Annotated in this window: 19 protein-coding genes; 1 reads left to right on the top strand and 18 read right to left on the bottom strand. The window is 39.9% G+C overall.

Annotation, left to right across the window (positions count from 1 at the left end; genetic code table 11):
* Nucleotide 1: 1 nt before the first annotated feature.
* The 10 genes from FJX03_03125 to FJX03_03170 form a co-directional block, all read right to left on the bottom strand.
* The gene (locus FJX03_03125) at nt 2-1,291 is read right to left on the bottom strand and encodes a replication-associated recombination protein A (protein ID MBM3632685.1); all 1,290 of its coding nucleotides are present in this window, start codon (nt 1,289-1,291) and stop codon (nt 2-4) included.
* Complete coding sequence (locus FJX03_03130; protein MBM3632686.1) at nt 1,288-2,673, bottom strand: PDZ domain-containing protein; 1,386 nt, start codon at nt 2,671-2,673, stop codon at nt 1,288-1,290. The genes FJX03_03125 and FJX03_03130 overlap by 4 nt, the downstream gene beginning before the upstream one ends.
* A gap of 134 nt (nt 2,674-2,807) precedes the next feature.
* Nucleotides 2,808-3,320 carry a hypothetical protein gene (locus tag FJX03_03135; protein ID MBM3632687.1) on the bottom strand — a complete coding sequence of 171 codons (513 nt, stop codon included), beginning with the start codon at nt 3,318-3,320 and terminating at the stop codon, nt 2,808-2,810.
* A gap of 27 nt (nt 3,321-3,347) precedes the next feature.
* The gene (locus FJX03_03140) at nt 3,348-4,112 is read right to left on the bottom strand and encodes a MetQ/NlpA family ABC transporter substrate-binding protein (protein MBM3632688.1); all 765 of its coding nucleotides are present in this window, start codon (nt 4,110-4,112) and stop codon (nt 3,348-3,350) included.
* 13 nt (nt 4,113-4,125) lie between these two features.
* A complete protein-coding gene (locus tag FJX03_03145; GenBank protein MBM3632689.1) occupies nt 4,126-4,764 on the bottom strand; it encodes an ABC transporter permease in 639 nt (212 codons plus the stop codon).
* Nucleotides 4,761-5,858: an ATP-binding cassette domain-containing protein gene (locus FJX03_03150; GenBank protein MBM3632690.1), complete on the bottom strand. Its 1,098-nt coding sequence runs from the start codon at nt 5,856-5,858 to the stop codon at nt 4,761-4,763. Before FJX03_03150 ends, FJX03_03145 begins: the two co-directional genes overlap by 4 nt.
* 70 nt (nt 5,859-5,928) lie before the next feature.
* Nucleotides 5,929-8,505: an ATP-dependent chaperone ClpB gene (clpB, locus tag FJX03_03155; protein ID MBM3632691.1), complete on the bottom strand. Its 2,577-nt coding sequence runs from the start codon at nt 8,503-8,505 to the stop codon at nt 5,929-5,931.
* A gap of 244 nt (nt 8,506-8,749) precedes the next feature.
* Complete coding sequence (locus FJX03_03160) at nt 8,750-9,136, bottom strand: DUF4167 domain-containing protein (GenBank protein MBM3632692.1); 387 nt, start codon at nt 9,134-9,136, stop codon at nt 8,750-8,752.
* A gap of 139 nt (nt 9,137-9,275) precedes the next feature.
* Nucleotides 9,276-10,211 carry a peptide chain release factor N(5)-glutamine methyltransferase gene (gene prmC / locus FJX03_03165; protein MBM3632693.1) on the bottom strand — a complete coding sequence of 312 codons (936 nt, stop codon included), beginning with the start codon at nt 10,209-10,211 and terminating at the stop codon, nt 9,276-9,278.
* On the bottom strand, nt 10,124-11,359 hold the full coding sequence (locus FJX03_03170) for an MFS transporter (protein MBM3632694.1): 1,236 nt from the start codon (nt 11,357-11,359) through the stop codon (nt 10,124-10,126). The genes prmC and FJX03_03170 overlap by 88 nt, the downstream gene beginning before the upstream one ends.
* Before the next feature lie 351 nt (nt 11,360-11,710).
* Here FJX03_03170 and lpxC point away from each other — a divergent pair, with 351 nt between their 5' ends.
* Nucleotides 11,711-12,592: a UDP-3-O-[3-hydroxymyristoyl] N-acetylglucosamine deacetylase gene (gene lpxC, locus FJX03_03175; protein ID MBM3632695.1), complete on the top strand. Its 882-nt coding sequence runs from the start codon at nt 11,711-11,713 to the stop codon at nt 12,590-12,592.
* A gap of 51 nt (nt 12,593-12,643) precedes the next feature.
* Here lpxC and FJX03_03180 read toward each other — a convergent pair whose 3' ends face one another.
* The 8 genes from FJX03_03180 to bamA all read right to left on the bottom strand — a co-directional run bounded on the left by FJX03_03180 (nt 12,644) and on the right by bamA (nt 25,632).
* Nucleotides 12,644-12,907: a hypothetical protein gene (locus FJX03_03180; protein ID MBM3632696.1), complete on the bottom strand. Its 264-nt coding sequence runs from the start codon at nt 12,905-12,907 to the stop codon at nt 12,644-12,646.
* Nucleotides 12,908-13,187: 280 nt separating this feature from the next.
* Complete coding sequence (locus tag FJX03_03185) at nt 13,188-13,682, bottom strand: hypothetical protein (protein ID MBM3632697.1); 495 nt, start codon at nt 13,680-13,682, stop codon at nt 13,188-13,190.
* 585 nt (nt 13,683-14,267) lie between these two features.
* Nucleotides 14,268-15,653, bottom strand: coding sequence for a type VI secretion system protein TssA (tssA, locus tag FJX03_03190; protein ID MBM3632698.1), 1,386 nt, complete (start codon nt 15,651-15,653; stop codon nt 14,268-14,270).
* 2 nt (nt 15,654-15,655) lie between these two features.
* Nucleotides 15,656-20,134, bottom strand: coding sequence for a hypothetical protein (locus FJX03_03195; protein ID MBM3632699.1), 4,479 nt, complete (start codon nt 20,132-20,134; stop codon nt 15,656-15,658).
* On the bottom strand, nt 20,131-21,075 hold the full coding sequence (locus FJX03_03200) for a DotU family type IV/VI secretion system protein (GenBank protein ID MBM3632700.1): 945 nt from the start codon (nt 21,073-21,075) through the stop codon (nt 20,131-20,133). The genes FJX03_03195 and FJX03_03200 overlap by 4 nt, the downstream gene beginning before the upstream one ends.
* An 8-nt stretch (nt 21,076-21,083) precedes the next feature.
* Entirely contained in the window at nt 21,084-22,442 is a 1,359-nt protein-coding gene (locus FJX03_03205; protein ID MBM3632701.1) for a hypothetical protein, read from the bottom strand.
* A 295-nt stretch (nt 22,443-22,737) separates the two neighbouring features.
* Nucleotides 22,738-23,343, bottom strand: coding sequence for an OmpH family outer membrane protein (locus FJX03_03210; protein ID MBM3632702.1), 606 nt, complete (start codon nt 23,341-23,343; stop codon nt 22,738-22,740).
* Between the two features lie 21 nt (nt 23,344-23,364).
* Complete coding sequence (bamA, locus tag FJX03_03215; GenBank protein MBM3632703.1) at nt 23,365-25,632, bottom strand: outer membrane protein assembly factor BamA; 2,268 nt, start codon at nt 25,630-25,632, stop codon at nt 23,365-23,367.
* Between the last annotated feature and the right edge of the window lie 6 nt (nt 25,633-25,638).

Genomic DNA, 25,638 nt, shown 5'->3' on the forward strand with positions numbered 1-25,638 from the left:
CTTATTTAGATTTAACAGATTTTCGTAAATTATTCCAGTATTCCAATCGTTTAATAATGTCACGCTCAAATCCTCGTTCAAAAGGAATATAATAAGTTTGTTTTCCCATATTTTCAGGAAAGAAGTTTTGTCCTGAAAAACCTTGAGGGGTATCGTGATCATAAATATACCCTTTTCCGTAACCTTGCTTCTTCATCAGCGTTGTTGGCGCATTTAATATATTTTGGGGGGGCATAAGAGACCCTGATGACCGCGCAGCATTTTCCGCGCTTTTCCAGGCCATATAAACAGCATTGGATTTTGGGGCCGTCGCTAGATATGTTGCTGCATTTGCGAGGGCTAATTCGCCTTCTGGTGACCCTAACCGTTCATAGCTTTGTTGGCACGCCATGGCATGAATGAGGGCTTGAGGATCTGCAAGTCCAATATCTTCTGATGCAAATCTAACCATTCTTCGGGCAATAAATAGGGGATCTTCCCCACCAAGAATCATTCGTGCCATCCAATATAGAGCGGCATCAGGATCTGAGCCCCTCATCGACTTTATAAAAGCGCTGATTAAATTATAATGAAATTCTTGAGAACGGTCATATAAAGCGGCGCGTTGTTGTAATATCGTTGATAGGTCTTCAGGGGTGAGGGGTTTGTCGGATGATTGACATTGAATGGTTTCAATAAGATTGAGGAGCATTCTTCCGTCGCCATCTGCTAGGTGGATGAGGCTGGTGCGGGCTTCCGTTGTCAGAGCCAGTGAGTGTCCAATTTTCTTTTCAGCTCGTTGAACGAGGGCTTCTAGAGCCTCTGAGGTTAGAGAATGAATCACAAGAACGCGTGCACGAGATAATAAGGCAGTATTAAGAGCGAAAGAGGGGTTTTCTGTGGTAGCTCCAATCAAGGTGATGAGTCCGCTTTCCATGGGTCCCAAAAGAGCATCCTGTTGAGATTTATTAAATCGATGAATTTCATCTACGAACAGGATTGTATTTGTTGCTTTAGAAGCTTCCTCAAAAACACGGCGCAAATCGGCAACACCCGCAAAAACAGCCGATAATTGGATGAAGGGTTGATTCCGTTCCTTGGCAATGAGACGTGCGAGGGTCGTCTTACCTGTACCTGGAGGTCCCCAAAAAATAAGAGAAGGAAGACGTGGGGCTTTTAAAAAGGTGGTAAGGGATCCTTCTGCACTAATTAAATGATCTTGACCAACCACTTCACTTAAAGAAGTGGGGCGCAATTCTTCAGCTAAGGGGGGCATGGGTTCCGATAGATTGGAGGTAAATAAATCTGTCATGAATTTTTATTTACCTCTATTCGTTTATCGCCTTGGCGTATAATAAGTGATCTCAAAGTGGATGCCTTTGTTAATAAATCTTCTACTGATTCAATAGGGTAGTTGTTAATTTGCTCAAGGATGTCTCCGGGTTTTAATTGTAATTTTTGAGCCAAAACGTTGGTTCCCGGATTCGTTATAATAACACCTTTTTCAGGTGTTGTGAAAGGAAGCTGATATTGAGAAATAAGAGCCGGAGACAGATTCGCAACCTCTAAGCCCCTCAAAATTCCACCCAGTCTAGTAATAACTTGCTGATTTGGCGCTGGAACAGCAGGGGGCACAATAGGCTGGAAGGTTAATTGTTGGGCTTGCCCATTGCGCAAAATGCTTAGTATAATATTTTGGCCAATGGGTACAGACTGAATGCGATAAATAAATTCTTCTGGGTTGGAAATGCTTTGACCATTGAGAGAAGTAATAATATCCCCGGTTGTAAGCCCTGAGAGAAGGGCTGGGCTCGCGGCATGCAAAGCGCTAATAAGAACGCCTTGAGGAATGGGAAGATTGAGAGATTTTGCAATTTTGCTTGTCAGGCGCTGGACAGTAATACCTGCCCAAGGTCGTACAATAATTCCACCATTAGGAATGCTCTCCAACAGGGTTCTTATAACCGCTTGGGGAATGGCAAAACCAATACCATGGCTTGATCCTGTTTTAGATAGAATTGCGTTGGGAACACCAATTAAATTGCCTTGCATGCTGACCAGTGCGCCCCCGGAATTTCCTGGATTGATAGAGGCATCTGTTTGAATAAGCATACGTCCGCGAACATTTCTTGCAATTGCGGAAATAATTCCACTCGTTACAGTTTGGCCCACGCCAAAAGGATTCCCTATGGCTAAAATAAAGTCACCAACTTCTACATCGCTGTTTCCTAATGAAATTGAGGGAAGGGGAAAAGTCGATGGCACATCTTTCAGTTGAATGGCTACGAGGTCATTTTGATTATCCTTTGCAATTACTTCGCCTTCAAATTCACGATTATCGTTTAAAGTTACAAGAATTTTTTCTGCATTTGCAATAACATGGACACAAGTAATCACAATGCCTGTAGGGCTAACAATGACCCCAGATCCTAATGATGTGGCCCGAGCTTTTTCAGGTAGGTCTTTTAAAGGGGTATGACTGCCAAAGTAGAAGGTAAAAAAAGGGTCATTGCCTAATAATTCATTGTGTTTCTTCATGGATTTTGATGTGGAAATACTGACAATTGCGGGCGCCGTTTTCTTAACGATACTTGAGTAAGTAGTCTCGATGGAAGAAGTTACAGGAAAAGCGGCTCGTCCAGATAAAGGGGAGGACAAGAAGAATATCAAAATTAAGAGAAACAACCGATACATTATTAACCTTTCATTATAATTTTAAAGTATAGCAAAATAGTATTAAAGATAAGTTAGGATATTTGTTAAATGAGAAAAATTTTGAGACTGTATAAATAAATATCAAAATTTTTTGAAAAAGAATTAGTTAATGCTCATGTGTGTTTTCCATCATTTTTTGTCGCTATTGTTGGCTCTTCGATTCTAAGACGTTTAAGTAAAACTAAAATAATGATTGAAAAAAGGTTAATGCCAAGCTTTAGCATATTGTCTTTAGGGATTGTAGATAATGAAAATTTGTAATTAAGCACAAAGGCATGGAAATTTGTGCCCATACTTAAGGTTTTTGAATCAGTTGATCCAATCCAAATTGACAATTCTGGACCAAAATTAAACTGGTAAATTATTGAGTTATAGATAAATATCATAGGAATTGACAGATATAAAAGGCTTTTGAAAATGCGATATTGACCTTTTTTATAAATTTCCCAAGCGGCAGTTATGAACGCAAATGTGGTTATAATCCACAAAATGCACTGAAAGTAATTTTGAGCATTTCCAATTGCAAATGCTTTCTCAAAGTTCAATAAAAGAGATAAATTCAATAAGAAAGAAAATGCTAAAATGAAAATTGAAAAAACACTAAATATTTTGATTTTCATCATCATCTCACTCAATAAGTTATCTAAATTACTTTACCAAGCCGCAATAACGGCTCCTTTGTAGGTTGTTTCAATGAAAGTGCGAATCTCGGGGCTTTGGTATAATTTTACAAACTGCTGAATGTCGCTTTTATTTTCATCTTCTTCTCGGACAGCAATAATATTGACATAAGGAGAGTCCTTATCTTCATGGGTGATAGCTGTCGTGGGATCTAGGCCGGATTGTAAGACCCAATCAGTGTTGATAACAGCCGCATCAACATCTGGTAGAATTTTGGGAATAAGGGGAGCCTCCATTTCAACAAAAGAGATATTTTTGGGGTTAGAAGTTATGTCGAGGACAGTAGGGTTTGTGACACTTTTAACTTCTATTGTTTTGTTTTTTGATAATAATTTTAACGCACGTCCACCATTTGTTGGGTCGTTTGGGATCGCAATTTTAGCCCCCGCAGGCAAATCAGCTAAGGATTTAATTTTTTTTGAGTAAATACCAAGAGGCATGACAACAGTTTTGCCAATTGCCTTTAATTTGTAGCCGCGACTTTCCTTTTGTCCGTTCAGGAAAAGTTCATGTTGATAGCTATTAACATCCAAATCTTTGGAGGCTAAAGCCTCATTAGGTAAAACATAATCATTAAATTCAATCACATCGATAGTAAGGTTTTGTTTTTTAGCTATTTCTTTAATTTTGTTCACAATATCCGCATGAGGTCCTGCAGTGACCCCAACTTTTAATGCCATCGCTGCTGCACAAAGGGTAAAGGATGCGAATAAAATAGCTGAAAAATAGAGTTTCATTTTATAAATTCTCTTATTTGGTTAATCTTCTAGAAATAAAGTCCCCAAGCATTTGTATGGTTTGTACAAGTATAACGAGAATGACAACAATTATCAGCATCAAAGTGACATCATACCGTTGATATCCATAACGAATAGCGAGATCTCCCAATCCACCACCACCCACTGTGCCGGCCATTGCTGAAAATCCAATAAGGTTAATGATAACTGTAGTGATGCCGGCTATTAGGGAAGGCATAGCTTCAAAGAGAAGAATCTGAGTAATGATTTGTCGCTTTGAAGCGCCCATAGCGATACCAACTTCAATCAATCCCTGAGGTGTATTGCGCAATGCATCCTCAACCAGCCGTGTAACGAGAAGTGCGCCGGCTAAACTTAAAGGAATGATAGCGGCTAGAGTTCCAATAGAAGAGCCTACGAGAATACGTGTGAGGGGCATCAGGAGTACGACGAGGATAATATAGGGAATGGAACGAATCGCGTTTATGAAACTTCCCAAAATATGGTGAATCGCTGCGTGTGGATACAAACCCCTAGGAGCTGTAATCGACAATATTACGGCCAAAGGCAGGCCAATCAAGATAGATGCTAGCGTTGAAGCACTAACCATGAGCAAAGTTTCGAATAAGGATTGGAGGAGTAAAGATGTCATGGTGGGGGAATATATCCTAAAATTTCAGCTGAAATATTGTGTGTTTGAAAATAGGTTAAAATATCAGTGACAACAGTGTCTTCTTGGGTTTTATAGGAGGTGGGGAGCGTGACCACCATTGAGCCAAAAGCGACTTCACGGACATGTCCCAGGCTACCAATAATGATATTAATAGGTACATGAAACTTCTGAATAATATCTGCAATAGCGGGCTGATAGGAAGTGTTGTTTGAGAAGAATAGGCGAATTACCACATGGTCACCCTCACCAGATATAGGGTGCATCGTAGCACTGATGGCGCGCGGTAATTCCTTGATAAACAAATGGCTCACAAGGGATTGTGTGACCTCATGTTGTGGCCTCAAAAGAATGGATTCTACATTTCCAATTTCTACAACTTTTCCCTCATCTAAAACACAAACTTGGTCACAAATTTCTCGGATCACAGACATATCATGAGTTATAAGCAGAATAGTAATGCCCAACCTTTGATTCAAATCCTGCAAAAGAGCTAAAATTTCTAGTGCCGTTTCGGGGTCAAGAGCACTTGTAAATTCATCACACAACAAGAGGGATACATTTGAAACAAGAGCACGAGCAATAGCAACTCTTTGATTCTGACCCCCGCTGAGCTGACTTGGGTAAGAATGATATTTGTCGTGTAAACCGACAAGATCTGCAATCTCTTTGGCTTTTATTGTTATTTCATTAGCATTTAATCCTCTAAATTCAAGAGGCAGAGCAATATTTTCTAAGACAGTACGGCGACGTAATAGATTAAAATTTTGGAACACGGTCCCAATTTTTTGTAAAATATCCCGTCGCAATGGAAGTGAGGTATGGTTCATCGACACTTGATCGATAATGACCTCGCCAGAATTAGGAGATTCAAGTCCGTTCAAACACCGTAGGAGCGTGCTTTTACCTGCACCACTTCGCCCGATAATGCCAAATATTTGGCCTTGCGGAATAGACAAATCAATCCCTTTTAGAATTTCTTTAGGTATTTTGTCTGTTGTAAAGGTAACTTTTAAACCTTTAATATTGACGGCAAAATTGGTGAACACAGAACGCCCAAACTCATCTTTAATCAATCCACATGTTTATTTATACCATGTGCACACATTAAGTGAGGTATTTTTTAATAATTCATTTCTAATCGGACTAATTTTTAATAACCAAACCTTCCTTATTGCAGGAAATGTTCACCGTATCGCCCTCCTTAAGGGTGCCGTCAAGAAGTTTTAACGCCAGCGCGTCTTGAAGAGTGCGTTGGATAACACGTTTCAAAGGTCGCGCACCATATATTGGGTCAAATCCAGCTTCACTTAACCATTCCAAGGCTTTGTCATCAATGCTTAAAGCAATCTTTCTCTCGAGCAAACGGTTTTCCAACTGTTTCAATTGAATTTTGACAATCTGAGCCATATTTGCTCGACTCAAGCGATGGAAAATGAGGATTTCATCTAATCGATTTAAAAATTCTGGCCGGAAAGCTTGTCTGACAGCGTTCATGACCTGATCTCGCATATGAGGGGTCAAATCTCCTTCAAGATGATCTGCTAGGGCTTCAGCCCCTAGGTTGGAAGTCATTATAATCAGCGTATTCTTAAAATCGACCGTCCGACCTTGACCGTCTGTGAGACGACCATCATCTAAAACTTGCAAAAGAATATTAAACACGTCTCGATGAGCTTTCTCAACTTCATCAAAGAGAATAACCTGGTACGGACGGCGTCGAACGGCTTCTGTTAATTCACCCCCTTGCTCATACCCTACATACCCGGGAGGGGCACCAATGAGCCTTGAAACCGCATGTTTTTCCATATATTCCGACATGTCGATGCGAATCATATGAGATTCATCATTAAACATAAATCCCGCCAAAGCCTTCGTTAATTCGGTTTTGCCGACGCCAGTAGGACCTAAGAAGAGAAAGGAACCCATCGGCCGATTCGGATCTTGCAAGCCTGCTCGGCTTCGACGTATAGCATTGGCGATGGCTTTAATAGCTTCATCTTGACCTATGACACGTTGATGCAGTGACGCTTCCATGCCTAAAAGCTTATCTTTCTCGCCCGTCAACATTTTTTCAACAGGAATGCCTGTCCAGCGTTCTACAATGGCTGCAATATCTTGCTCAGTGACCTCTTCCTTTAAAGAACGCTGAGTTTGCTTGGATTCGATATCTAAAAGCTTGGTTTCAAGATCTGGAATAAGCCCATACATAATTTGACCGGCTCGTGCAAGATCTCCCTTACGTTGTGCCATATCAAGTTCCGAGCGTAATGAGTCAAGTTGTTCTTTGAGTTTTTGAGCTTGGTTTAAAATTTCCTTTTCCGCTCGCCATACTGAACTTAAGTTCAATGATTTTTCTTCTAAATCTGCGAGCTCTGTTTCAAGTTTCTGCAGTCGTTCCTGGGAGGCTTTATCTGTTTCTCGTTTCAGGGCCTCCCGTTCAATTTTAAGCTGAATAATTCGACGATCTAGCTCATCAATTTCTTCAGGCTTTGAGTCAACAATCATGCGTATACGGCTAGCTGCTTCGTCCATAAGATCAATGGCTTTGTCGGGTAGGAAACGATCACTAATATAGCGATTCGATAAGGTACAAGCAGCAACTATGGCTCCATCGCTAATTCTCACGCCATGATGAAGTTCATATTTTTCTTTCAACCCGCGCAAAATGGAAATGGAATCTTCCACTGTCGGTTCTGAAACGAAAACGGGTTGGAAACGACGAGCTAATGCCGCATCTTTTTCAATGTGTTGACGATATTCGTCTAAGGTTGTAGCTCCCAAACAGTGTAACTCTCCCCGAGCCAAGGCTGGCTTTAACATATTGCTGGCATCCATCGCTCCATCAGCTTTTCCAGCGCCAATGAGGGTGTGCAGTTCATCAATAAAGAGAATAATATCTCCTTGGGCGTGCGTAATCTCATTCAAAACGGCCTTAAGACGTTCTTCAAATTCACCGCGAAATTTTGCGCCAGCAATTAAGGCTCCTAAATCTAAAGACATCAGCTGAGTTTCCCGCAATGTCTCTGGCACATCCCCATTTACAATCCGTTGGGCAAGCCCTTCAACAATTGCTGTCTTCCCAACACCCGGCTCGCCAATTAAAACGGGGTTGTTTTTTGTTCGACGAGACAAAACTTGAATGGTCCGTCGTATTTCCTCGTCACGACCTATGACAGGATCAATTTTTCCCTCACGGGCAGCTTGAGTGAGATCACGGGCATATCGTTTTAAAGCATCATACGTATCTTCTGCAGTGGCGCTATCTGCTTTGCGCCCTTTTCTGAGGGTTTGAATCGCTTGATTCAAAGCTTCGGATTTCACACCCGCTTTTGCAAATAGACTTTTAGTAGGTTCAACCATTGATAGAGCTAAAAACAATATTTCAGCGGTGACAAAACGGTCACTAGCTTTATCTGCCGCCTTTTCGGCAACTTCTAGGACTTGCGCAACCTCAGGAGAAAGGTAAATTTGTCCCGCACCTCCACCGGTGACTTTGGATTGTTTATCAAGAGCTTCTTGGATAAGAGACTGTAATTGGTGCCCGGCATTGTTTTGAGAGGTGGCTTCATCAGCGAGCTGGCGACACAAACCCTGTTCATCATCCAAAAGAATTTTGGCGATATGTTCAGGGGTTAATCGTTGGTGTCCCTCTCGCAACGCAAACATTTGAGCAGATTGAATTATCCCTTGAGCTCGTTGCGTATAACGTTCTGTATTCATGGAGTTTTCTCCTTATTATATAAAATATTTATGAAAGATTATAACATTACTCCTGCCTAACCGCAATTTTGTTCTTAAATTGAGAGTAATTCGTCTTTTTTTCCTGAAAAATAGACGGTCATAAATGTTTGGGACGGTGATAGAGGGATAAAGAAAGTTTACAATGGTGATTGGAACAGGGGCATAAAAAAAATCTCGGCTACTTTTGAGAGAAGCCGAGATAGAGAAAAAAAGGAGTAAGGATTTATTGATTGGCTTGAGCAATAGCTAATTCTTGCTCAATTGAAAGTTCAAAATCGTTTGCAGCAATTAAAGCATCATCCTTTTCTGGGGTTTTCGCTTCTGCGCGAGGAAGGATAACGATGTTTTCTTTATACTCGTTGTTTAAACGTAAATAGTGCTCAGCTTGTTGATAATAGCTCTCAGCTAAAACGCGATCACCTGTCGTCATGGCATCACGCGCAAGAGTCGTATACTTTTCAACAGAATTTTGGATATTGCTTCTCAAATTTCCGCGAAGATTTTCATTTTGAGAGTATTCATTCACATTGGATTTAATAGAGCTGGACAACTTAGATCGACTAGTAGGAGTTGAACGTGTGCGTGCACGCTTCATCATCATCTGTTTCATCTGAAATCCCCAAAAATTATGATGCCATTAGATAAATTTATATTGAAGCGATGTGTTTTTTCTTATCAACTTCAAGGTATGCATTTAATATATCTTATAAAGAATCATTTAGCAATATATTTTTGCATGCCTTTTATGCTTATTTGACAGGCTTGGTTTTCCTAGACAAAATGACACATCGCTCGAAATTCTGGATGTCACGGTAAAATTCATATATATAACTATCTGAAAAAATTCGAATAACATCAGAAGCTTGGTCCGCCCCAAGTTCTAGAAAAGCTTTTGATGAAGTGGCTATAAGGTTTGGAATTTGCATCGCAAGGGCGCGATAACACTTGAGACCGTCGTCGCCAGCAAATAATGCTAGGAAGGGATCAAAGGAAGCAACCTCTTTTGATAGTTTCTCATAGGTAGCAATATAGGGAGGATTACTTATGATGATATCAAATGTTGCTGAAAGTGCATCTCCCCAATTTCCCACAATAAATGACACTCTATTTTCGAGATGGTGATTGTGTGCGTTTTCCTTGGCAACTAAGACAGCAGCTTCGCTGATATCCACACCTACTCCCGTTGCTTGAGGATACTCGGATAATAAAGTAAGGAGTAAACACCCCGTACCCGTACCCAGATCAAGTATTCGATAAGTTTGTGTTTTATCTTGAAAATGATCAAGAACCGCTTGAATTATGGTTTCGCTATCAGGTCTTGGGTCCAAAGTATCTGGAGTCACACAAAATTTACGGCTCCAAAATTCACGATATCCCCGAATTTTGGATAAGGGCTCTTGATTAAGGCGGCGTTTTAGAAGTCTATTAAATTCAGCTTTTTCATCGGCCGTTAAGTGTCGATCGTTTGCAAAATAGATTTCTTCATAAGAGGTCTTCAAGGCGTGAGCCATTAATAAACGGGCCTCTCTTTGAGGATTCTCAGTTATGGTAACCAGTTGGAGACTGGCGGCTTGAATGATATCGCAGAGGAGGGAGGTCATTTTTTGTCGGAAGGGGAAAAGATAATAATCAGCCCCAAGGCCAAGGCAGCGATCGAAGTAAATACCATACCCCCGAAAAAACATCCCTGAACGCCATAGGTGTCTGATAAGTGTCCTGCAATCACGTTGCCGATCATCACAGAGCCCCCAATACAAAAATAATAGAGGGCAAATGCGGTTCCCCGCAAATCAGCCGGCGCTTCTTCGGCAATCATGGCGGATATTAATCCTTGTGTCATTCCCATATGGAGGCCGACAATCATAACGCCACAAAGGGATCCCTTCCAAGTGGTGGCTCCAGCAAGGACGTAGTTAGCGATTAAAAGGACGCCCATGCCGAGAAGGAGAAGTTTTTGGCGGCTTACTTTATCGGCAAGACGACCTATCGGATAAGCAACTGCAGAATGAACCAATTCGTAGGCAACAAATAAAAGGGGCAACATCGCAATTTGCCAGCCTACAGATTTTGCTTGTAGATTTAAGAAAGCTTCACTAAATCTGGCTAACATGAGAATGGTGGTAACACCCAATAGTAACCAGTATCGATGGGAAAGAAATTTAATATCTTTTATATTCCATCGAAGGGTGCGCTTGGGTATTTCATGTTGAATTTTTGGTTGGGGTATGAGGAAGACAAGAATGAGCAAAGCAATAACCCCTGGAATTGTTGCTAATAAAAATACTGTTCTATAATTATTTGAAGTTACCATCATAAGACTCATGGCCAATAAAGACCCAAATACCACACCTAAAGGGTAGAGTGTTTGACGGATTCCATAACTTTTTCCATGAGTATGATTTGTTGTTAAATCTGCGATTAAAGCATCAGTTGGAGCAGATCTAACTCCTTTGCTCAGCCGATCAATACATTTTGCCATAAAAACAAGGTTAAAGCTGGTTGCAGCTGCAAACATAAATTTCACCAAGATAGTAAAAAGACTTCCTATAGCAATCATGGGTTTCCGGGTGCGAAAAATGTCACTTACCACGCCGGAAATAATTTTTGAGGCAAACATAAGGGCAATTGCAACTCCTTCTAAAATACCTACTTTTGTGTGGGAAGCGTGAAGGACCTCAGTCAAAAATGTAGGCAAGAGCGAGCCCACCATGATTGTTCCTGCACTCCAAAAAAAGTGCATCCATCCTACAGCCCACAAGGATCCATCCCCCAAGGTGGGTAAGCGTGCGTCAACCTTGTCGTCTTTGTTATCAGGGGCAATTCGCACCATCATTAATATCCTATAATATGCTAGAAGCTTAAGCGGCTTAATGATCAAGTATGTACCCTTCTTTTATTTTAAAAGCAATCGCTCGCGTATTTAGAAATTAATGCTTAATAATTTCCTAATAAATGTTTGGTCTCAGAGTGGAGATTTTTATGGATAATATTTTCAAGATAGCTCGAAAATTGAGGGTAGGGCTCTTAGGAAAGTGTGCGTAACACTTTGTAACATTCTAGCATTTGCCCAAGCTTTCTAAGTACGTCATTCTATATTAAGAATAAAGTATTAAAATGAGTGATATCCATTGTGGAAAGTTTGAGAATTGCCTCTAAGAATGTAAAGTCTGATGCGCAAGTAACCTTGCCGCTTAAGGTCCCTCATAATTCATTTGATTGGCAAAAAACTCTTGCTTCGCCTGTATCTTGCTCAGGTGTTGGTGTGCATTCAGGAATGCCGGCAACGATTACACTCCGTCCTGCAACGGCAAGCGCTGGGTATGTTTTCATTCGTACAGATGTTCCTGAAGATTCTCGCCGTATTAATGCTCGCTGGGATAAGGTTACAGATACGGCAATGTGTACGAAAATTACAAATGCTCATGGAGTATCTGTATCTACTATTGAACATGTTATTGCCGCATTGGCTGGTTGTGGCATTCATAATGCAATTATCGAATTAGATGGTCCTGAAGTTCCTATTATGGACGGAAGTTCTTCAAATTTTGTTGAATTGATTCATCAGGCATCTGTTCGCTCTCAGCGAAAGCTCCTCTCCCGAATCAAAGTGTTAAAGACCGTTGAGGTTAAAGTAGGTCATTCAACAGCAACTTTTAAACCAAGCGATGAATCTAAGTACACAATCCAATTTAATGCCAACGGACGTTTAGGCGATCAATCTTGGTCCCTATCTTATTATCCAGAACAAGATGATTTCTGTGATCTTCTCTCAGCTGCTCGGACTTTTGGGTTTTATGAAGATGCACAATATCTTTGGTCTCAAGGTCTTGCACAAGGGGCTTCTCTTGATAACACGATTGTTATTAAAGACGGTAAGGTCATGAATGAAGATGGACTTCGCTTCAATGATGAATTCGTTCGTCACAAAATGCTCGATGCCGTGGGTGACTTTGCTTTAGCTGGCATGCCTATTTTAGGACATTTTATAGGTGTGAATTCTGGTCATTCCCTTAACAACCAATTATTACGTGCCTTATTTGCAGATCAGTCTAATTGGTGTGTATAAAGCGATATTTTCGTCTTAAATTTTTTCTGATATATTTTCCTGTTAAGTAACCTATCGAACAGCTTTTTTGGTATAAGAAGATTTGTACCACCTATAAATTCCCACAAGACTGAGTCCAAACCATATAATTTCGATGAATACGGCTGTGAGATTCCATGCATTGATAAGAGAGAATAGAATTAATACTGCGCCAACAAGATTTAAGACAGAATAAATCAAGCCATCTGGCGACATTTTCTTGGCTTGGAGAAGAAAGTAAGCAAGCAAAATAGCAATTGCTCCTAAAAAGCCAATAACATCGTGAAGTTCTATAATCATCTCTTGTAACTCTTACTTTTGTTTATGTCTGAATATTGAGTATAGCAGATTTGTGGGGCAGAATGCAATCATCTGTGGCCAAAAGCTTGCTCTACCAGCCGTTTCGATCATAATCAACTGCGTGCGGGCGTTGGCTCCTTTAGGGGGATACAACCTTACAGTCTCCTGGGCGAAGCGGGAATGAGAGGATTGTCACATCAATATCACTCCTCATTTCTTAAACTTTTTAGCCCTCTATTTTGTTACGTTTAGTTTAATTCCCCCTATTTTTTGCCTCTTAGTAGGTGTAGGCGCTAGATTCATTACCCTGAATATGAGGTGCCTCATATGAATTATTGTGAACTTGTTTTTGTTGAAATGAAGCCCTTGGAGTTTGTCTTCTGTTTCGTGAGGGATTATGTCTTTGTGATATTCCAGCGTGCCCAAATCTTTTCTGACCACCAATTTGATACATTTGGTTGTTGCGTCTATAATTTTGCGGTCTTTGAGAGAATTGCGTTCGTGTATTTGACCTTAATTGACGTGTTCTTCCCTGACGAGGACGGCCTCCAATATACTTTTTCTGAGTGTGTGTTTCAGAAGGTTCATTAGCAAATGTATTGCTTAATATTCCAATTAAACTGCCTATAATTTGAGCAGCTGGATGAGAATTTTGAGCCTGTCGGGACAGATTGCCATTTATATTTCGCAAATCTAAAGCTTTGCAGTGGTTGTTAAATGATCCAGCAATGAATCCAACAATTAAAAACTTATATATGTTCAAAATTTTCATTATATTCCTCGTTTAAAATTTAATATACATGGTTAAATAGTTTTTTCTTATCTGCCAGTAATATGTATGTGTGAATTTAATGTTATAAATACAAGATAAATATTATTTTTTATTTTAATAATTTTATTTGCAAAAATGGGTGGCTAATTATTTAGAAAGCAAAAAATTGAGAATAGTGCGATTTATAGAATTATTAATATTTTTTTTATATTTATAGCCTAATATTAACTTATAACTTGTCTAACCAATGGAGGCGAAAATTAAATCTCTATTCTTTTTTATTATGACTCTTGGAATATTAACTTCAAATGCATATGGAATAACAAGTCGTCATATTTATTGCGAAAATAAGTATGATAGATGTGCGAACAAGTGTGCAGCGCTATACGGCAATCAGGGTTGCTATAATAGTTGTGATAATCGCTATAATCGGTGTTTGAACAAGGCACCTCGGATTATTGATCCTAATATTTATATACAGCCCTATACTTATGGTGTTCCTCAACAGCATTATTGGAGAAGCTATCCGAGACACCATCATCGGCGATACTAAATAGCGTGAGGGGTGGGTATTTACCCACCTCTTCATTCCTTTTTCTCATAAGAAATACCAAAAACCTTTTTTAGAATCTCGTACTCTTCAGGTGTTTTGGCAATTTCGTCAAATATTTCAAAAATACTTTTGTTTTCCCACTTTATCAGTTGATTAATAAGCGGGGGAGCGACGCTATGACGATCACTTTCTTCAAGAAAATTTGCAATAATGGCTAGCTGACGATAAGCTTCCTTTCGAGTTTTAACCTCACCATTACCATAGGCTTCAACTTTAGAGATTTCTTCATCTGTAGTTAAATTAAGGGGGGTATCTAATTGTGATGTCGTCGCCTCTTTCGGTTCCTCTGCCTTCAGGGAAATTTCTTCTAAGTCTGAATGATCTTGTGATTCACCGATAGGCTCTGAAAGAGTTTGCGTATCCATTTCAGGAAGAGCCTGGTGCTGAATGTCGGGTAAATCTTCTGATAGAGGGGCAGATTCATCTTCGGTTTCCACCTCTGCATCAGATTCAGTCACGTATTCTGGTTCATCTTCTGATGGAGGGGGGAGGTCGGATCCTTGCTCTATGACTGCTTCAGACGCAAGATCCTCCGGGGAGGGCTCTCGCTGTTGAATGGCCGATGAACAAATTCTCACCATCTCCTTTAGGGTTAATAATATTTGAGAAAATGAGGGTGGAGCTTCGTTCGTTAGGGTTGCAAGCATATTTTTAAAGCTCTGCATGGCATCTATTGCGTTTGTGAGGCTTTTGAGTTGTTTTAAGAGAAACTCATTGGATGTTTGCTCAAGGCTTTTTTGAAATTCTTCAACAGTTCCAACAATTTTACCTGGATCCATTCTTGCCATTTGATTGCGAGGTTTTTCTCCTCTCTTTTCAGAAGCATCACTCAGTTGAGCAGACTTATAATACCCAAGTCCAAAAGAGGATGAATCAATTTTGGACTGAGTTATTGGAATCAACATGAGCTTGGGAGGCAAAACGCTATCAAGCCACTCAAAAATTAAGAAGCGCTTTTCTGAATCTCCATCCGCTTCGAGTTGGGGGTAAATTGTTAGCCAAAATGTTTCACATAAACCTGACATTAGTAATGTACCGCGCGTTTGGCCTTCAATTCCATCCAAAGAGATCCAGGCTTCCATGAGCCAGGCGGTTATTTGAATATCTTTCGTTTTCTTGAGAAGTGCATCCACACATAAGTCTTCAATCTTGCCCCACTCTGCCCGTTTAAGGTCAGTTTTCCATATTCCCATAGAGAGCCTGGAATCATCTTCCTGTCTGTGGAGTCGGACATCATCATAAAGGGGATCATACCTTAACGATGAGCCGGTAGGATTTTGGGGTGTTACGGGACTTAAGAAATCCTTAAGTGCCGGAAGTGGTTTTCTCAAAGAAGAAGGAAATTGGGGGGTGGACATCACTACCCTCCTTTTGCTTTTTTGTCTTCGGCAGCTGGGGGTTCCGGTGCTTCTGGAGCTTCGGCAGCGTCTTCTTCAGGCTTTTTGGTTTTCTTGTCCTTCTTTTCCTTTTTGTCCCTTTTTTCAATATCTTCGCTGATTTCTTCTGTTGGTTTGACAAGACCTTGAACAATAACGGGCTTCTCGGCCATATCTGTGATTTTTTGATCCAAATCTGGGGCATCCGTTGGGAAGGAGGGAAGACTCAATATACCGCCGGGTTTTTTTCCGCTTGCAGGTTTGTTCAAAATAATACGATTGTATACAGTCGTTTTTTCTTCAGGACCATTGGGGATCTCAAATCGCAAGGTATTCGGTTTGGTATCTTGCATATTGGTAAAATCACTGTTGTTTGCTTGTTGTGTGCGTAACAGCCAAAGGAGAGCCCATTGTCCTGGGTAAGTATAGGTAACAGTTTGCTCGTCAACAGCCATAAAAGGCTGAGCATCATCTTGAAAGGGTTGTGTTTCAGATGAATCTGGCCAACGGAAAGTCATCGTGACCGGGTTCCCATAGGTCCAGCGACCGGCTTTCTTTTTATCATTATTTGAAATGGTTACCGTATCACTGGGGGCAATCGTCCACTCAATAATCATGTTGCCGCCAACTTCCTTTTCTTTATTGACCCTAAAGTCAATGGAAAAGTCCAATGCAGGTAAGTCGCCTGGAGATTTTGATTTCAAATAAGTATGAAAGAATTCCTTAACTTCTTCCATATCTTTTAAGAATTGGTAGGGTTCTTTGGCAGGTTCACCGAGTTGATAAACTTGTTCCAAGATGTGTTTAGGGCTGTCGCCAAACTGATGGTAAAGGGTAAAGAAGGCCTTAATATCTTCTGGTTCAGCCTCACCTTGGCTTTGAGAGGGATTTTCACCAACAAAGGGAAATTTATCTTTTAAGGTTTCATTAAAAGTGGCGACTAGCTTTTCGTAATTTTGGATACTATCTTTGCGTTTGGCAATTTCGCAGCGAGACATGAGTGCCCTTTGCAACTGTATGCGTCGATCCAGGAAGAAATCTCCAGAATTTTTTGCAACACGCTTCAAAGAGAACTTTGTAAAGCAGTTGCTCATCGTAAGATCAGCTGCATCTTTGTCGATAAAGTTTTCTAGGGTGGTAATGGCATTGTCAGGCTTTCGCTTGTCATATTGAGAAAGCTGATCAATAATTCGGGTCCATCTGTTGATGAGTGCTCTTTTCCCGACAAATGCCTTCATCATATCTGCCCCAAGAAGTTTAATCAGGGGTTGAGCATAGTTAATAGCTAAGTGAGAAACTAAAAAGCGTTGTTGTTCTAGATAGTTTTTGAGCTCTTCGGTGTCTTTCACCCGGAAACCCTCCAAGAATACAGGTGTTTTGCCATCCCACCAGTCAAAATTGTTATCACGAACTGTGTAGGGTTGGTACGAAATGAGGAGCGCATCAACCCGTTCTAAAAGTCTCGTAGCTAAAACTCCTAAAAGATTTTGCAGCTCCACAAACACCGTACCATTGTTCATATGGTTGAGTGTTTCTAATAACTTAATGAAAGAGGGGGTGGTATTTTTTATATCCCCTATGGCATTTCGTAAGAGTTCTTCATTGGTATCCCCAACTTGCAGACCTTTAGGAATATCAATAAAACTTTGAGCTTTTGCAATATCGGCAATGACATTGAGCTGCAAATTCTGTAAAGCAATTTTTTTAAAAGTTTCTCTGAGATGAATAGGAAAAGAATTCAATTCTTTCTCAATAAAGGTTTCATACTGCTTAATTAGATTTATAGTATTTTCAATAAGCTTTTGATTCCATAAGACAAATTTATTCTCAGGAATCTGCGTGATAAACATCTCCCCATTTGTTTTTGCCATAAATGACTCTGCAAAAAGCTTATGAAGATTTTTCTCGAGATTAAATATTCCCTCAGAAGGAAGATTTTTCTTTTGTGCCGTTCCTGTTGGATTCACCAAAGAAGCATTCATTTGCAATAGTTCATCATGGAAAGACTTGTAAAGGGTGCTGGTTAGGCTGGCAAGTCTTTCAACAAACGTTGGGCCAAAAGGGGGTAATGCATCAATTTTGGCCATTAAATCTGCAAATTCAGGGCCGGGATCAAAATAATTTCCATCAATCCAGTTATGTCCTGAAGTACCAAGAATGGGTAGACTTTCTCCAAGACCCGTTATAAATCCGCGAATAAGTTCCAGATTTATAGGTTGGTTGGGTTGGCCATTTCCGATGGTTGCCGTTAAATATCGGAGTTGTCCTATAAGAGACATAGGATCTGTTTGAGCAAATAAAACACTTAAAAAATTCATATAGAGAGTTTGAAGCGTGTTTTGGGCAATTGGATAGTATGCTTTCAAATCAATTGGGGGATATGGTGCTTCATGCAAAACTTTTCTAAATTTTTCATAAGAAGCAGAAAATTCTGGGGGCAAATGAATATTAAAAGTATACTCGATTAATTCACTTAATACACTTGAGTTAGCCTCTTCTCTTAAGCGGTTATATTTATCAATATTTTGAATTAATTGATTTATCTGCTCAACATAGTTTTTTACTTGATGATACTCAGACGTATTCAATGGGGTCAAAAGCATTACGATTGAGGTCGTTTTTGGCGCAGTGCCAAATATTGAATCTCCGGGGCGCATATTTAAGATGTCACGGGCTTTGAGGAGAAGATCCATATAAATAGTTCGTAAGATAATTTGTTCATAAGATATCTTTAAAGAACTATTCAATTGATCTTGAAGAGGGCTAAACCAGGAAGAGGGAATGAAAAATGAGAAAAAGCTTGTTCTTTGCAAATGGTTCATCATTTCAAGCAAACTTCGAGCTTGATTGTTGAATAAAGATTCGGGGACAGTTGTTTCTGCAAGTTGCGACGCGGGGAGTTGTTGTAAGATAGAGTTTACCTTGCCTAATACGGGCATGAGATAGTCTCTATTTTTCATGAAATTCTCATAGGCATTAAACATTCCGAAGGTTCCAATACCAACAAATGCAACCATTCCAGCCTTAGCAAGATTAAGATTTCGATTTGCAGAGATAAGACGGCTATAAATAGGGTAGGCAAGGCCTGATTCAAAGAATATTTTGCTTTCAAATATATCTTTACCAAAACAGATATTGCGAAATGTTGAGTTAATATATTGAGATTCATCCGTTTCAAATAAACGAGCTTGGCTAATGCGACTCAGCCTATTGGGGGTTTCGTTATTTTCATTCCATAGCAAAGAATCTTCTTCTTCCGTTGGCCGAGGCTGTGTTGAAAGTATGAGTTCTGATTTAAGCTCATTCTCCACATTTTCATTTTCTAAATCTTCTGTCATCAAAACACCAGAAGGAATTTGGCCACTATCTCCGCAAAAATAAATACCTCGTAACATTAAGGATTCTTCGTAAGCACTGCTTTTAAATAGGTGATCTAAATAAAGCTTCAGTCCATGTTTCAGGGAAAAGAATTCATTGGAAAGAACGAGAATTCCATCTCCATGTTCTTCCTCAACACCATGGGCAAACATTTCTAATTGAATACTGGCTAATTCTTCAGCAACACTTGTAAAAGCGTCATCTAACCAATGTGGTGAATATGCCGAATGCAGGGCGTAAGGGACAGACCATCCTAACATATTGTGTTGTTGGGCAATGGGAAGTTCGTGACAAAAACTTTGGAAGCCCGGTAAGAAATCACACTTTGTTACAATCACATATACGGGTAAGCGAAGACCAAGTAGGTGTTGGGCAGCGGTTAATTTGTGAGATAGAAACTTTGCACGTGCATTAATATTTTCAGGGCTTAATTGATGTCGGCCGTATAGTTCTGATGCAGAAATGGTTAAAATAATACCATCAAGGGGGCGTTTCGCGCGATAACGTCCTAAAAGGTTCAAAATCGTCCGCCAGCCATGTTCATCTGCAGCCGTTTTCTTTTCTTCAATTACAAGAGAACCATGAACATCTAAAACAACGGCACGATTATAAAACCACCATCGACAGGCAGGGTGACGATCCTTAATTCCAAAATCAGGCATACCAACAGGAAGATTCAAACCGGAACTTTCCATAAGAGTTGATTTTCCTGAATTGCTTGCTCCAATAAGTAAATACCAAGGAAGTTGATATTTATAAACAAGCGTGTCAAGTCGACCCCTCAAGAAAGCTAGGGCACGCAAAAAGGATAAGCTTATATCCCCAACACGAAAAGTACCTCTTAATGTTAAGAACTGTGATATGCGCCCACCTAAGGGAGGCATTTTATATTCAGGAATAATTTTTTCTACATAAGGATCGGGCTCAGGGTCAGGTATAGGCCCCTTTTTTTTAGCTTGCTTAATCGCATAGGTTGTTAAGAACGTGAGGGCAAGAATCAGGACAACGGCCAAAATGGTAATGATAAGGATAATTTCTGGAATCCGGCTTCCCAGATGAGAGAGTGAGTAAAAAAAAGAACTCATGTAATCCCCATCTGTTGAGCTTGAAGTAAAATATTACTTATAGATGAGTCCATTTCTTTGACAAGTTTGTACCATAGGACTGTCGAGGCAAAAAGATATACACCCAAAATACCCACAAAAGTCAGAAACCACATACGAATTTCTGGAAGTCCCTTACTGATAGTGGAATCCAAAACGTGTTCATAACAGCTCTCAATCAAATGTTCTCGACCGGGATCATATAAATTCGACGGGTGTCGGTTCACCATCCTGAAAAGTTGTTGGCGGTATAAATTTAATTTTTCCGGATTTGCATCTTCAGCGCGAAATTGACCTTTGAATCCAAGTCCTAAAATTAAGAGGTAGATAATGGCTAAATCTGCCTTTAAAGGATCATTGGTGCTAATAAGTTCTTCTATTTTTTTAAAAATTAGTTCGCCGGCAATTTGTGTTTGAAAAAATCGGCTTTCCAGCAAATTATCTTCCCATAACTTTTGACTCTTCCAGGGTATATTTAAAAATACCTCATCCGCAAACGCTACCATTGCATATAGAGATTCTTGATAAGAACTAACTGCAAATTCACCAGCTTGAATGGTTGATCGAATGGCTTGCTCTTCCAAGAGGATACTTAAGCGTCGTTGAATAATATTTACCAAAGGTTGTTCTTTATATTCTTCTGGTTCTTTTATTTCCTTAAGATCTTCTTCGTGTTCTGATTCAAGTGTCGCAGCATTAGCAGCTTCAGCGGCGGCGGTGATTGCTGCTTCTGTTTCTTCTAGTGTTTCTGGTTGTAATATGGGGTCAGGATCTTTCTTCTTGCCTTTTTGCTTTGAAAGTTTTAGGGGATCATTGCCATCGTTTGCTCTTAAAGCCAATTCTTTTTGACGCAATAAGAGATTAAAAAACTCATGGAAGTTCTGAACAAGAAATGAATGGGAGGTAATTTTAATACGACTCATTTATTGACTTAACCTTCTTGCTCAGTCGGTTCATTCTCGAAAGGATGAGGACCTTTTGCATATAAAACGATTCCTGATGGACGTTTGCTGGGTTGATCAGCGGCGTGAAAAATCATGAGATTTTCCCCAAGTTTAATATAATGAGGATCCATTTGGATGCGGTATAGCTGTAAACCACTACCAGGCATGAGATCTGCTAACTCATCGGCTTCAAGGGCCTCACGTGGAGCACCCGTTACACGTCTTATACGCGCTGATTCTATAAAATTTTCTGAGGTAATAACGCATTCCCTTACCCAATCAATCATTTCATTGGCATCCATAGTTTGTGGAATACGTACACCGATGAGGATACTTCCTTCTTCCCATACATGAGGAAGCTTGTGATAAAATAACCGATCGTTTTGCAGAAAAGGGATTATGGAGTATGTTTGCTCAATGCTTTGAATTATACGTTCCATCCACTCCAGAATTGGATTGATTGTATTGAAAATTTCATTATGTTTGTATGCAGAAAATGAGGGAATTGTTTGACTAAACCGTAAAGTTGCTAGGCGACCTGCAATCGTACATAAAGTTAAGTATAGATCGTAAGGGTGCGCCTTTCCCGTTCCGACAACAGCTTCAAATAAAGGGAGAGATTCGGCAAGTGGCCTGAGCAATTCACCTGTTTCTCTTAAAATTTCACTGCCAATCTGATTTTGCCATTTCTCGATTAAGTAGGAAGATTTTTCCCGCATTTTCAGGGCTAGGGATGCACAGCGAGTGCCTAGAGGAGAATTTTGATGAACCATAAAACAAGGCGGCATATACGGTGTCAAAAGAAAAGCTTCATCCTGATAAATAATGCGCGCAAGAGGAATATATTCATACCGAGCTGGGGGGACAACGCCCATCACTAGAGCTATTTTTGGTAACAACCTTGGAATCTGGATGATATTGTCGGGTGTATTTTCGTCTACGACTTCAGGACCATCGCTTGATGTATATCGAGGCCATTCTCCAATTACAGAGGAGCTTGTCCCTGTTCGCTCTGGAACAACGAGATACAGGGTCATGGCTTCTTTTGAAAGATCTTCTTTTAAGGGAGTGAGATCTAGTTCTAAGGGAATTTCATTGTCACTAGATCGATTTACAATAAGTCCGTCTGGCATGACAGCTTCAATTTCTAGAACACGTATAAGTCCAGTACTTAAAACAACAGGATCAAGCTTAAAATGATGGATGCCCCAATAAAAAGGAGTCAATCGATGCAAATGGTAGGACATGATTTGCTGATTACGCAATTCCATTTGCTGAAAATGTTGAGGGGATAATAGCATTCCTTCATGCCACTGAATTTCTGGTATTACAGGCGCTTTAGTCATCCTGTCATTCTCCCCTTTGCACAAGATGTTAAAAACATCTATTTAAAATTTTACAAAAATCCTTTCTTACTAGTATGAGCAGATTAATCAACTGAGACAAGGGTGTAAACTAAGGAAAGTGCATATTATTTTACAAAAATTTTTTATCATTTAATTGTGCTTAGCAAAAACAATTGCTTTTGCCAATATTGTGTTTAGGGAAAAGCGCCTATTTCCCTCAATTTTTGGCATAAGGTAATCAACAAACGATTAAAAAAATAGTTTAGAGACTACACAAAAAGTTTGGGCTAATAAGTTACTTATCCAGCCGTTTGATGACTTCATCTGTGAGATCTAACCCATCATTACAGTAAAGAACAATTGATTGATCCATTTGATTACCGTCGCCAATCGATGTATTCAAGATAATTTTTAAGTTCAAGGTTTTACCCAGATCATCTATAATCTCTTTGAGATCTTGTTTAATTTTTACGAGCCCACTTGTATATTCCTGATCTAACTCTTCTCGGCGACTTCGAACAATCTTTTCAAGCTCAGCAACCTTTTTATCAAATTCTGCCCGTTGTTTATGGTTTTCTTGAGTTGGCTCTTTACCTTCTTCATCACTTTTTTTAAATTGTTCGTACTCTGCGCTAAGTTTTGTTTCTCTTTGTAAAATTTCCTGATGAATTTTAGCATTCAGATTGTCTAAAGCATTTTTAAATTTTTGAAAAACTTTAGAGTTGGATTTTATGCGATTTATGTCCACAACACCTATGGATATAGTGGTGGGAAATTTTGTATTTGTGCGTTTAAAAAGAGAAAAAGATGTGGATGGGAAATGACTCCCAATCCACATAAAAATTCCAGCGCTACATAGCAATACCAACAAAAATAATAAAATGTTCTTTCGCTGGGTCATTCTTTCTCCTAAAGTCTTGCACTACCAGCGTGAGCTAAATCCAAACAGAAAGCGTTGTGTATCGTCATATTTCTCTCTCTTCACAGGGATTGCATAATCAATCTTTAGAGGTCCAAAAGGCGATGTCCAGGACAAACCGATACCAACTGAGGCACGAATCGTTCGTCTATCGATAACTTGCGGACCTGTTTGGCCCGCTTTCCATGTTGTACCGAAGTCAGTAAATATGGCACCTTTGACGCCAAATTCATTGGGAAGACCAATTGGGAAAAGGGTTTCAATAGTACCTGTCCAGGATCGCGTGCCTCCCATAGGGTCTCTTGTAATACTATCTCGTGGTCCAATACCACCCCAGGCAAATCCGCGGAAGGAATCTGCACCTAATTGAATACTATCCACAATACGAATAGGCTTTTTGCCCGCGCGTAATATTGCTGAAACGTTACCTCTTACGTTGATAACAACATCTTCAATAGGTGAATAAAACCATGTTGCGCCAATAGAATTCTTTAGGAAGTTTACTTTTCCTCCTAGACCTGCATACTGGTTACTTAAGCTTAAGAGATAGCCAGAGGTTGGATCAATACGACTATCACGTCGATCATATGCCAAGGTTTGCCCCACAGCTGATGTTACGAACTTTCCAGCTTGCTGTTTAATGATGGCAGAGGCATCATTTGCAATATGAGAAATATGATCATTTTTTAAGGTGTAAGTGAGAGTTTGGCCCAAATATTCCGTAATAGAATAAGCAATATGGGGTGAAAAACCATTTGTCGATGAAATAAAGTGTGACAGACGCGTTGAGCGCAGACGGAATAGATCTATACCGGCTTCAAGATTGTAACCTAGGAAATAGGGATCTGTGATACCTACATCATATTCTTGTGCGCGACGAGCAAGAGTAACGTTCGCATGAACAATTCGTCCTGTTCCCATAAAATTCCGCTCAGCGAATTTAACGTTACCCAAAATACCATCAAGGGTTGAGAAACCAGCGGCAACACCCATTTCACCAGTTGGCTGCTCCTCAAGTTTGACCACGAGGCGCGCCTTATCTGGTGCTGTGCCTTGTTCTGTCTGAATCTCAGATTTTTTGAAATAACCTAAGTCTTTTAAGTTCTTCTCGGCTTTCTTAAGTTTTGTTGAGTTATAGGCATCACCTTCGAGCATACCCAGTTCGCGTCGAATAACTTCGTCACGGGTGCGATCGTTCCCAACGACATCAATACGCTCAATATAGACTCGAGGACCTTCCCGAACTTCGAAGATGAGATCGATAGTTTTCTTTTCCCTATTTTTTTCAATTCGGGGTTGAATATCAGCAAATGCATATCCGTAGGTGCCGACATGGGTATTAAGAGAGGTAACATTACGTTCAATTTGTTTGCGAGAAAACTTAGCGCCACTTTGGATGTCGACAAGCGTCTTTAGTTCTTCGGCATTAACTTGTTTAAGGTGAGATATTACGTCAATTTTACCAAAAGTGTAAAGCTCACCTTCATCTACGGTAAAAGTAAGATAGAAGTCTTTATGATCTGGGCTCAATTCCGCAACGGCAGAAACTAATCGATAGTCCGGATATCCCATATCAAAATAATATTGTTGAAGATTTTGTTGATCAGCTGTGAAACGATCCGGGTCAAAGGTATCATCGCTTGCCCACAAACGGAACCAACGTGCCCGTTTTGTAAACAGCTGCTCTTCTAATCGTGATGAAGAGAAGTGCTTATTCCCAATAAAATTTATTTTGCGAACATAGGTGACTTCGCCTTCATTAATTTCAAAAACCAAATCAACACGATTTTCTTCTAAACGGATAACTTTAGGTTCAACCGTTGCATCAAATCGTCCCATACGACGATAAATTTCTAAAATACGTTGTTGAGCAGCTTGAATCTTTGTGCGGGAAAGAACTTCCCGTGGGCGCAATTGAATTTCCTCAGTTAGTTTATCTTCTTTCAATTTTGAATTGCCCTCAAAAGAAATACGGTTAATTAGGCTATTTTCCGTAACTTCAACGAGCAAACCATTATTCTGACGATGAATTTTAACGTCAGCAAAATAACCTGTGGCAAAGAGATCTTTTAATGCTTGATTCAGTTGAATATCGTCGAAAGAATCTCCAACCTTAAGGGGTAAGTTAGAAATAACTGTTTCTGATTCAATACGTTTGTTGCCAGTTACTTGTATCCCTTGAATGGTATTGGCAAACGCAGAAGATGCGAGAGTTGTGGTGACCAAGAAACCTGTTGCAAAAGACTTTATTGTTTTGGTTGCTGAAAGCATTATTTC

The organism is Alphaproteobacteria bacterium (assembly GCA_016870095.1).
Taxonomy (GTDB): Bacteria; Pseudomonadota; Alphaproteobacteria; order Paracaedibacterales; family VGCI01; genus VGCI01.

Coding starts and splice junctions, on each gene's coding strand:
- FJX03_03145 (MBM3632689.1), bottom strand. CDS start 4,764: ATGACATCTTTACTCCTCCAATCCTTATTCGAAACTTTGCTCATGGTT.
- tssA (MBM3632698.1), bottom strand. CDS start 15,653: ATGTCCACCCCCCAATTTCCTTCTTCTTTGAGAAAACCACTTCCGGCA.
- FJX03_03130 (MBM3632686.1), bottom strand. CDS start 2,673: ATGTATCGGTTGTTTCTCTTAATTTTGATATTCTTCTTGTCCTCCCCT.
- bamA (MBM3632703.1), bottom strand. CDS start 25,632: ATGCTTTCAGCAACCAAAACAATAAAGTCTTTTGCAACAGGTTTCTTG.
- FJX03_03210 (MBM3632702.1), bottom strand. CDS start 23,343: ATGACCCAGCGAAAGAACATTTTATTATTTTTGTTGGTATTGCTATGT.
- FJX03_03125 (MBM3632685.1), bottom strand. CDS start 1,291: ATGACAGATTTATTTACCTCCAATCTATCGGAACCCATGCCCCCCTTA.
- FJX03_03170 (MBM3632694.1), bottom strand. CDS start 11,359: ATGATGGTGCGAATTGCCCCTGATAACAAAGACGACAAGGTTGACGCA.
- FJX03_03205 (MBM3632701.1), bottom strand. CDS start 22,442: ATGACTAAAGCGCCTGTAATACCAGAAATTCAGTGGCATGAAGGAATG.
- FJX03_03195 (MBM3632699.1), bottom strand. CDS start 20,134: ATGAGTTCTTTTTTTTACTCACTCTCTCATCTGGGAAGCCGGATTCCA.
- prmC (MBM3632693.1), bottom strand. CDS start 10,211: ATGTTTTTTCGGGGGTATGGTATTTACTTCGATCGCTGCCTTGGCCTT.
- FJX03_03140 (MBM3632688.1), bottom strand. CDS start 4,112: ATGAAACTCTATTTTTCAGCTATTTTATTCGCATCCTTTACCCTTTGT.
- clpB (MBM3632691.1), bottom strand. CDS start 8,505: ATGAATACAGAACGTTATACGCAACGAGCTCAAGGGATAATTCAATCT.
- FJX03_03160 (MBM3632692.1), bottom strand. CDS start 9,136: ATGAAACAGATGATGATGAAGCGTGCACGCACACGTTCAACTCCTACT.
- FJX03_03200 (MBM3632700.1), bottom strand. CDS start 21,075: ATGAGTCGTATTAAAATTACCTCCCATTCATTTCTTGTTCAGAACTTC.
- FJX03_03135 (MBM3632687.1), bottom strand. CDS start 3,320: ATGATGATGAAAATCAAAATATTTAGTGTTTTTTCAATTTTCATTTTA.
- FJX03_03185 (MBM3632697.1), bottom strand. CDS start 13,682: ATGAAAATTTTGAACATATATAAGTTTTTAATTGTTGGATTCATTGCT.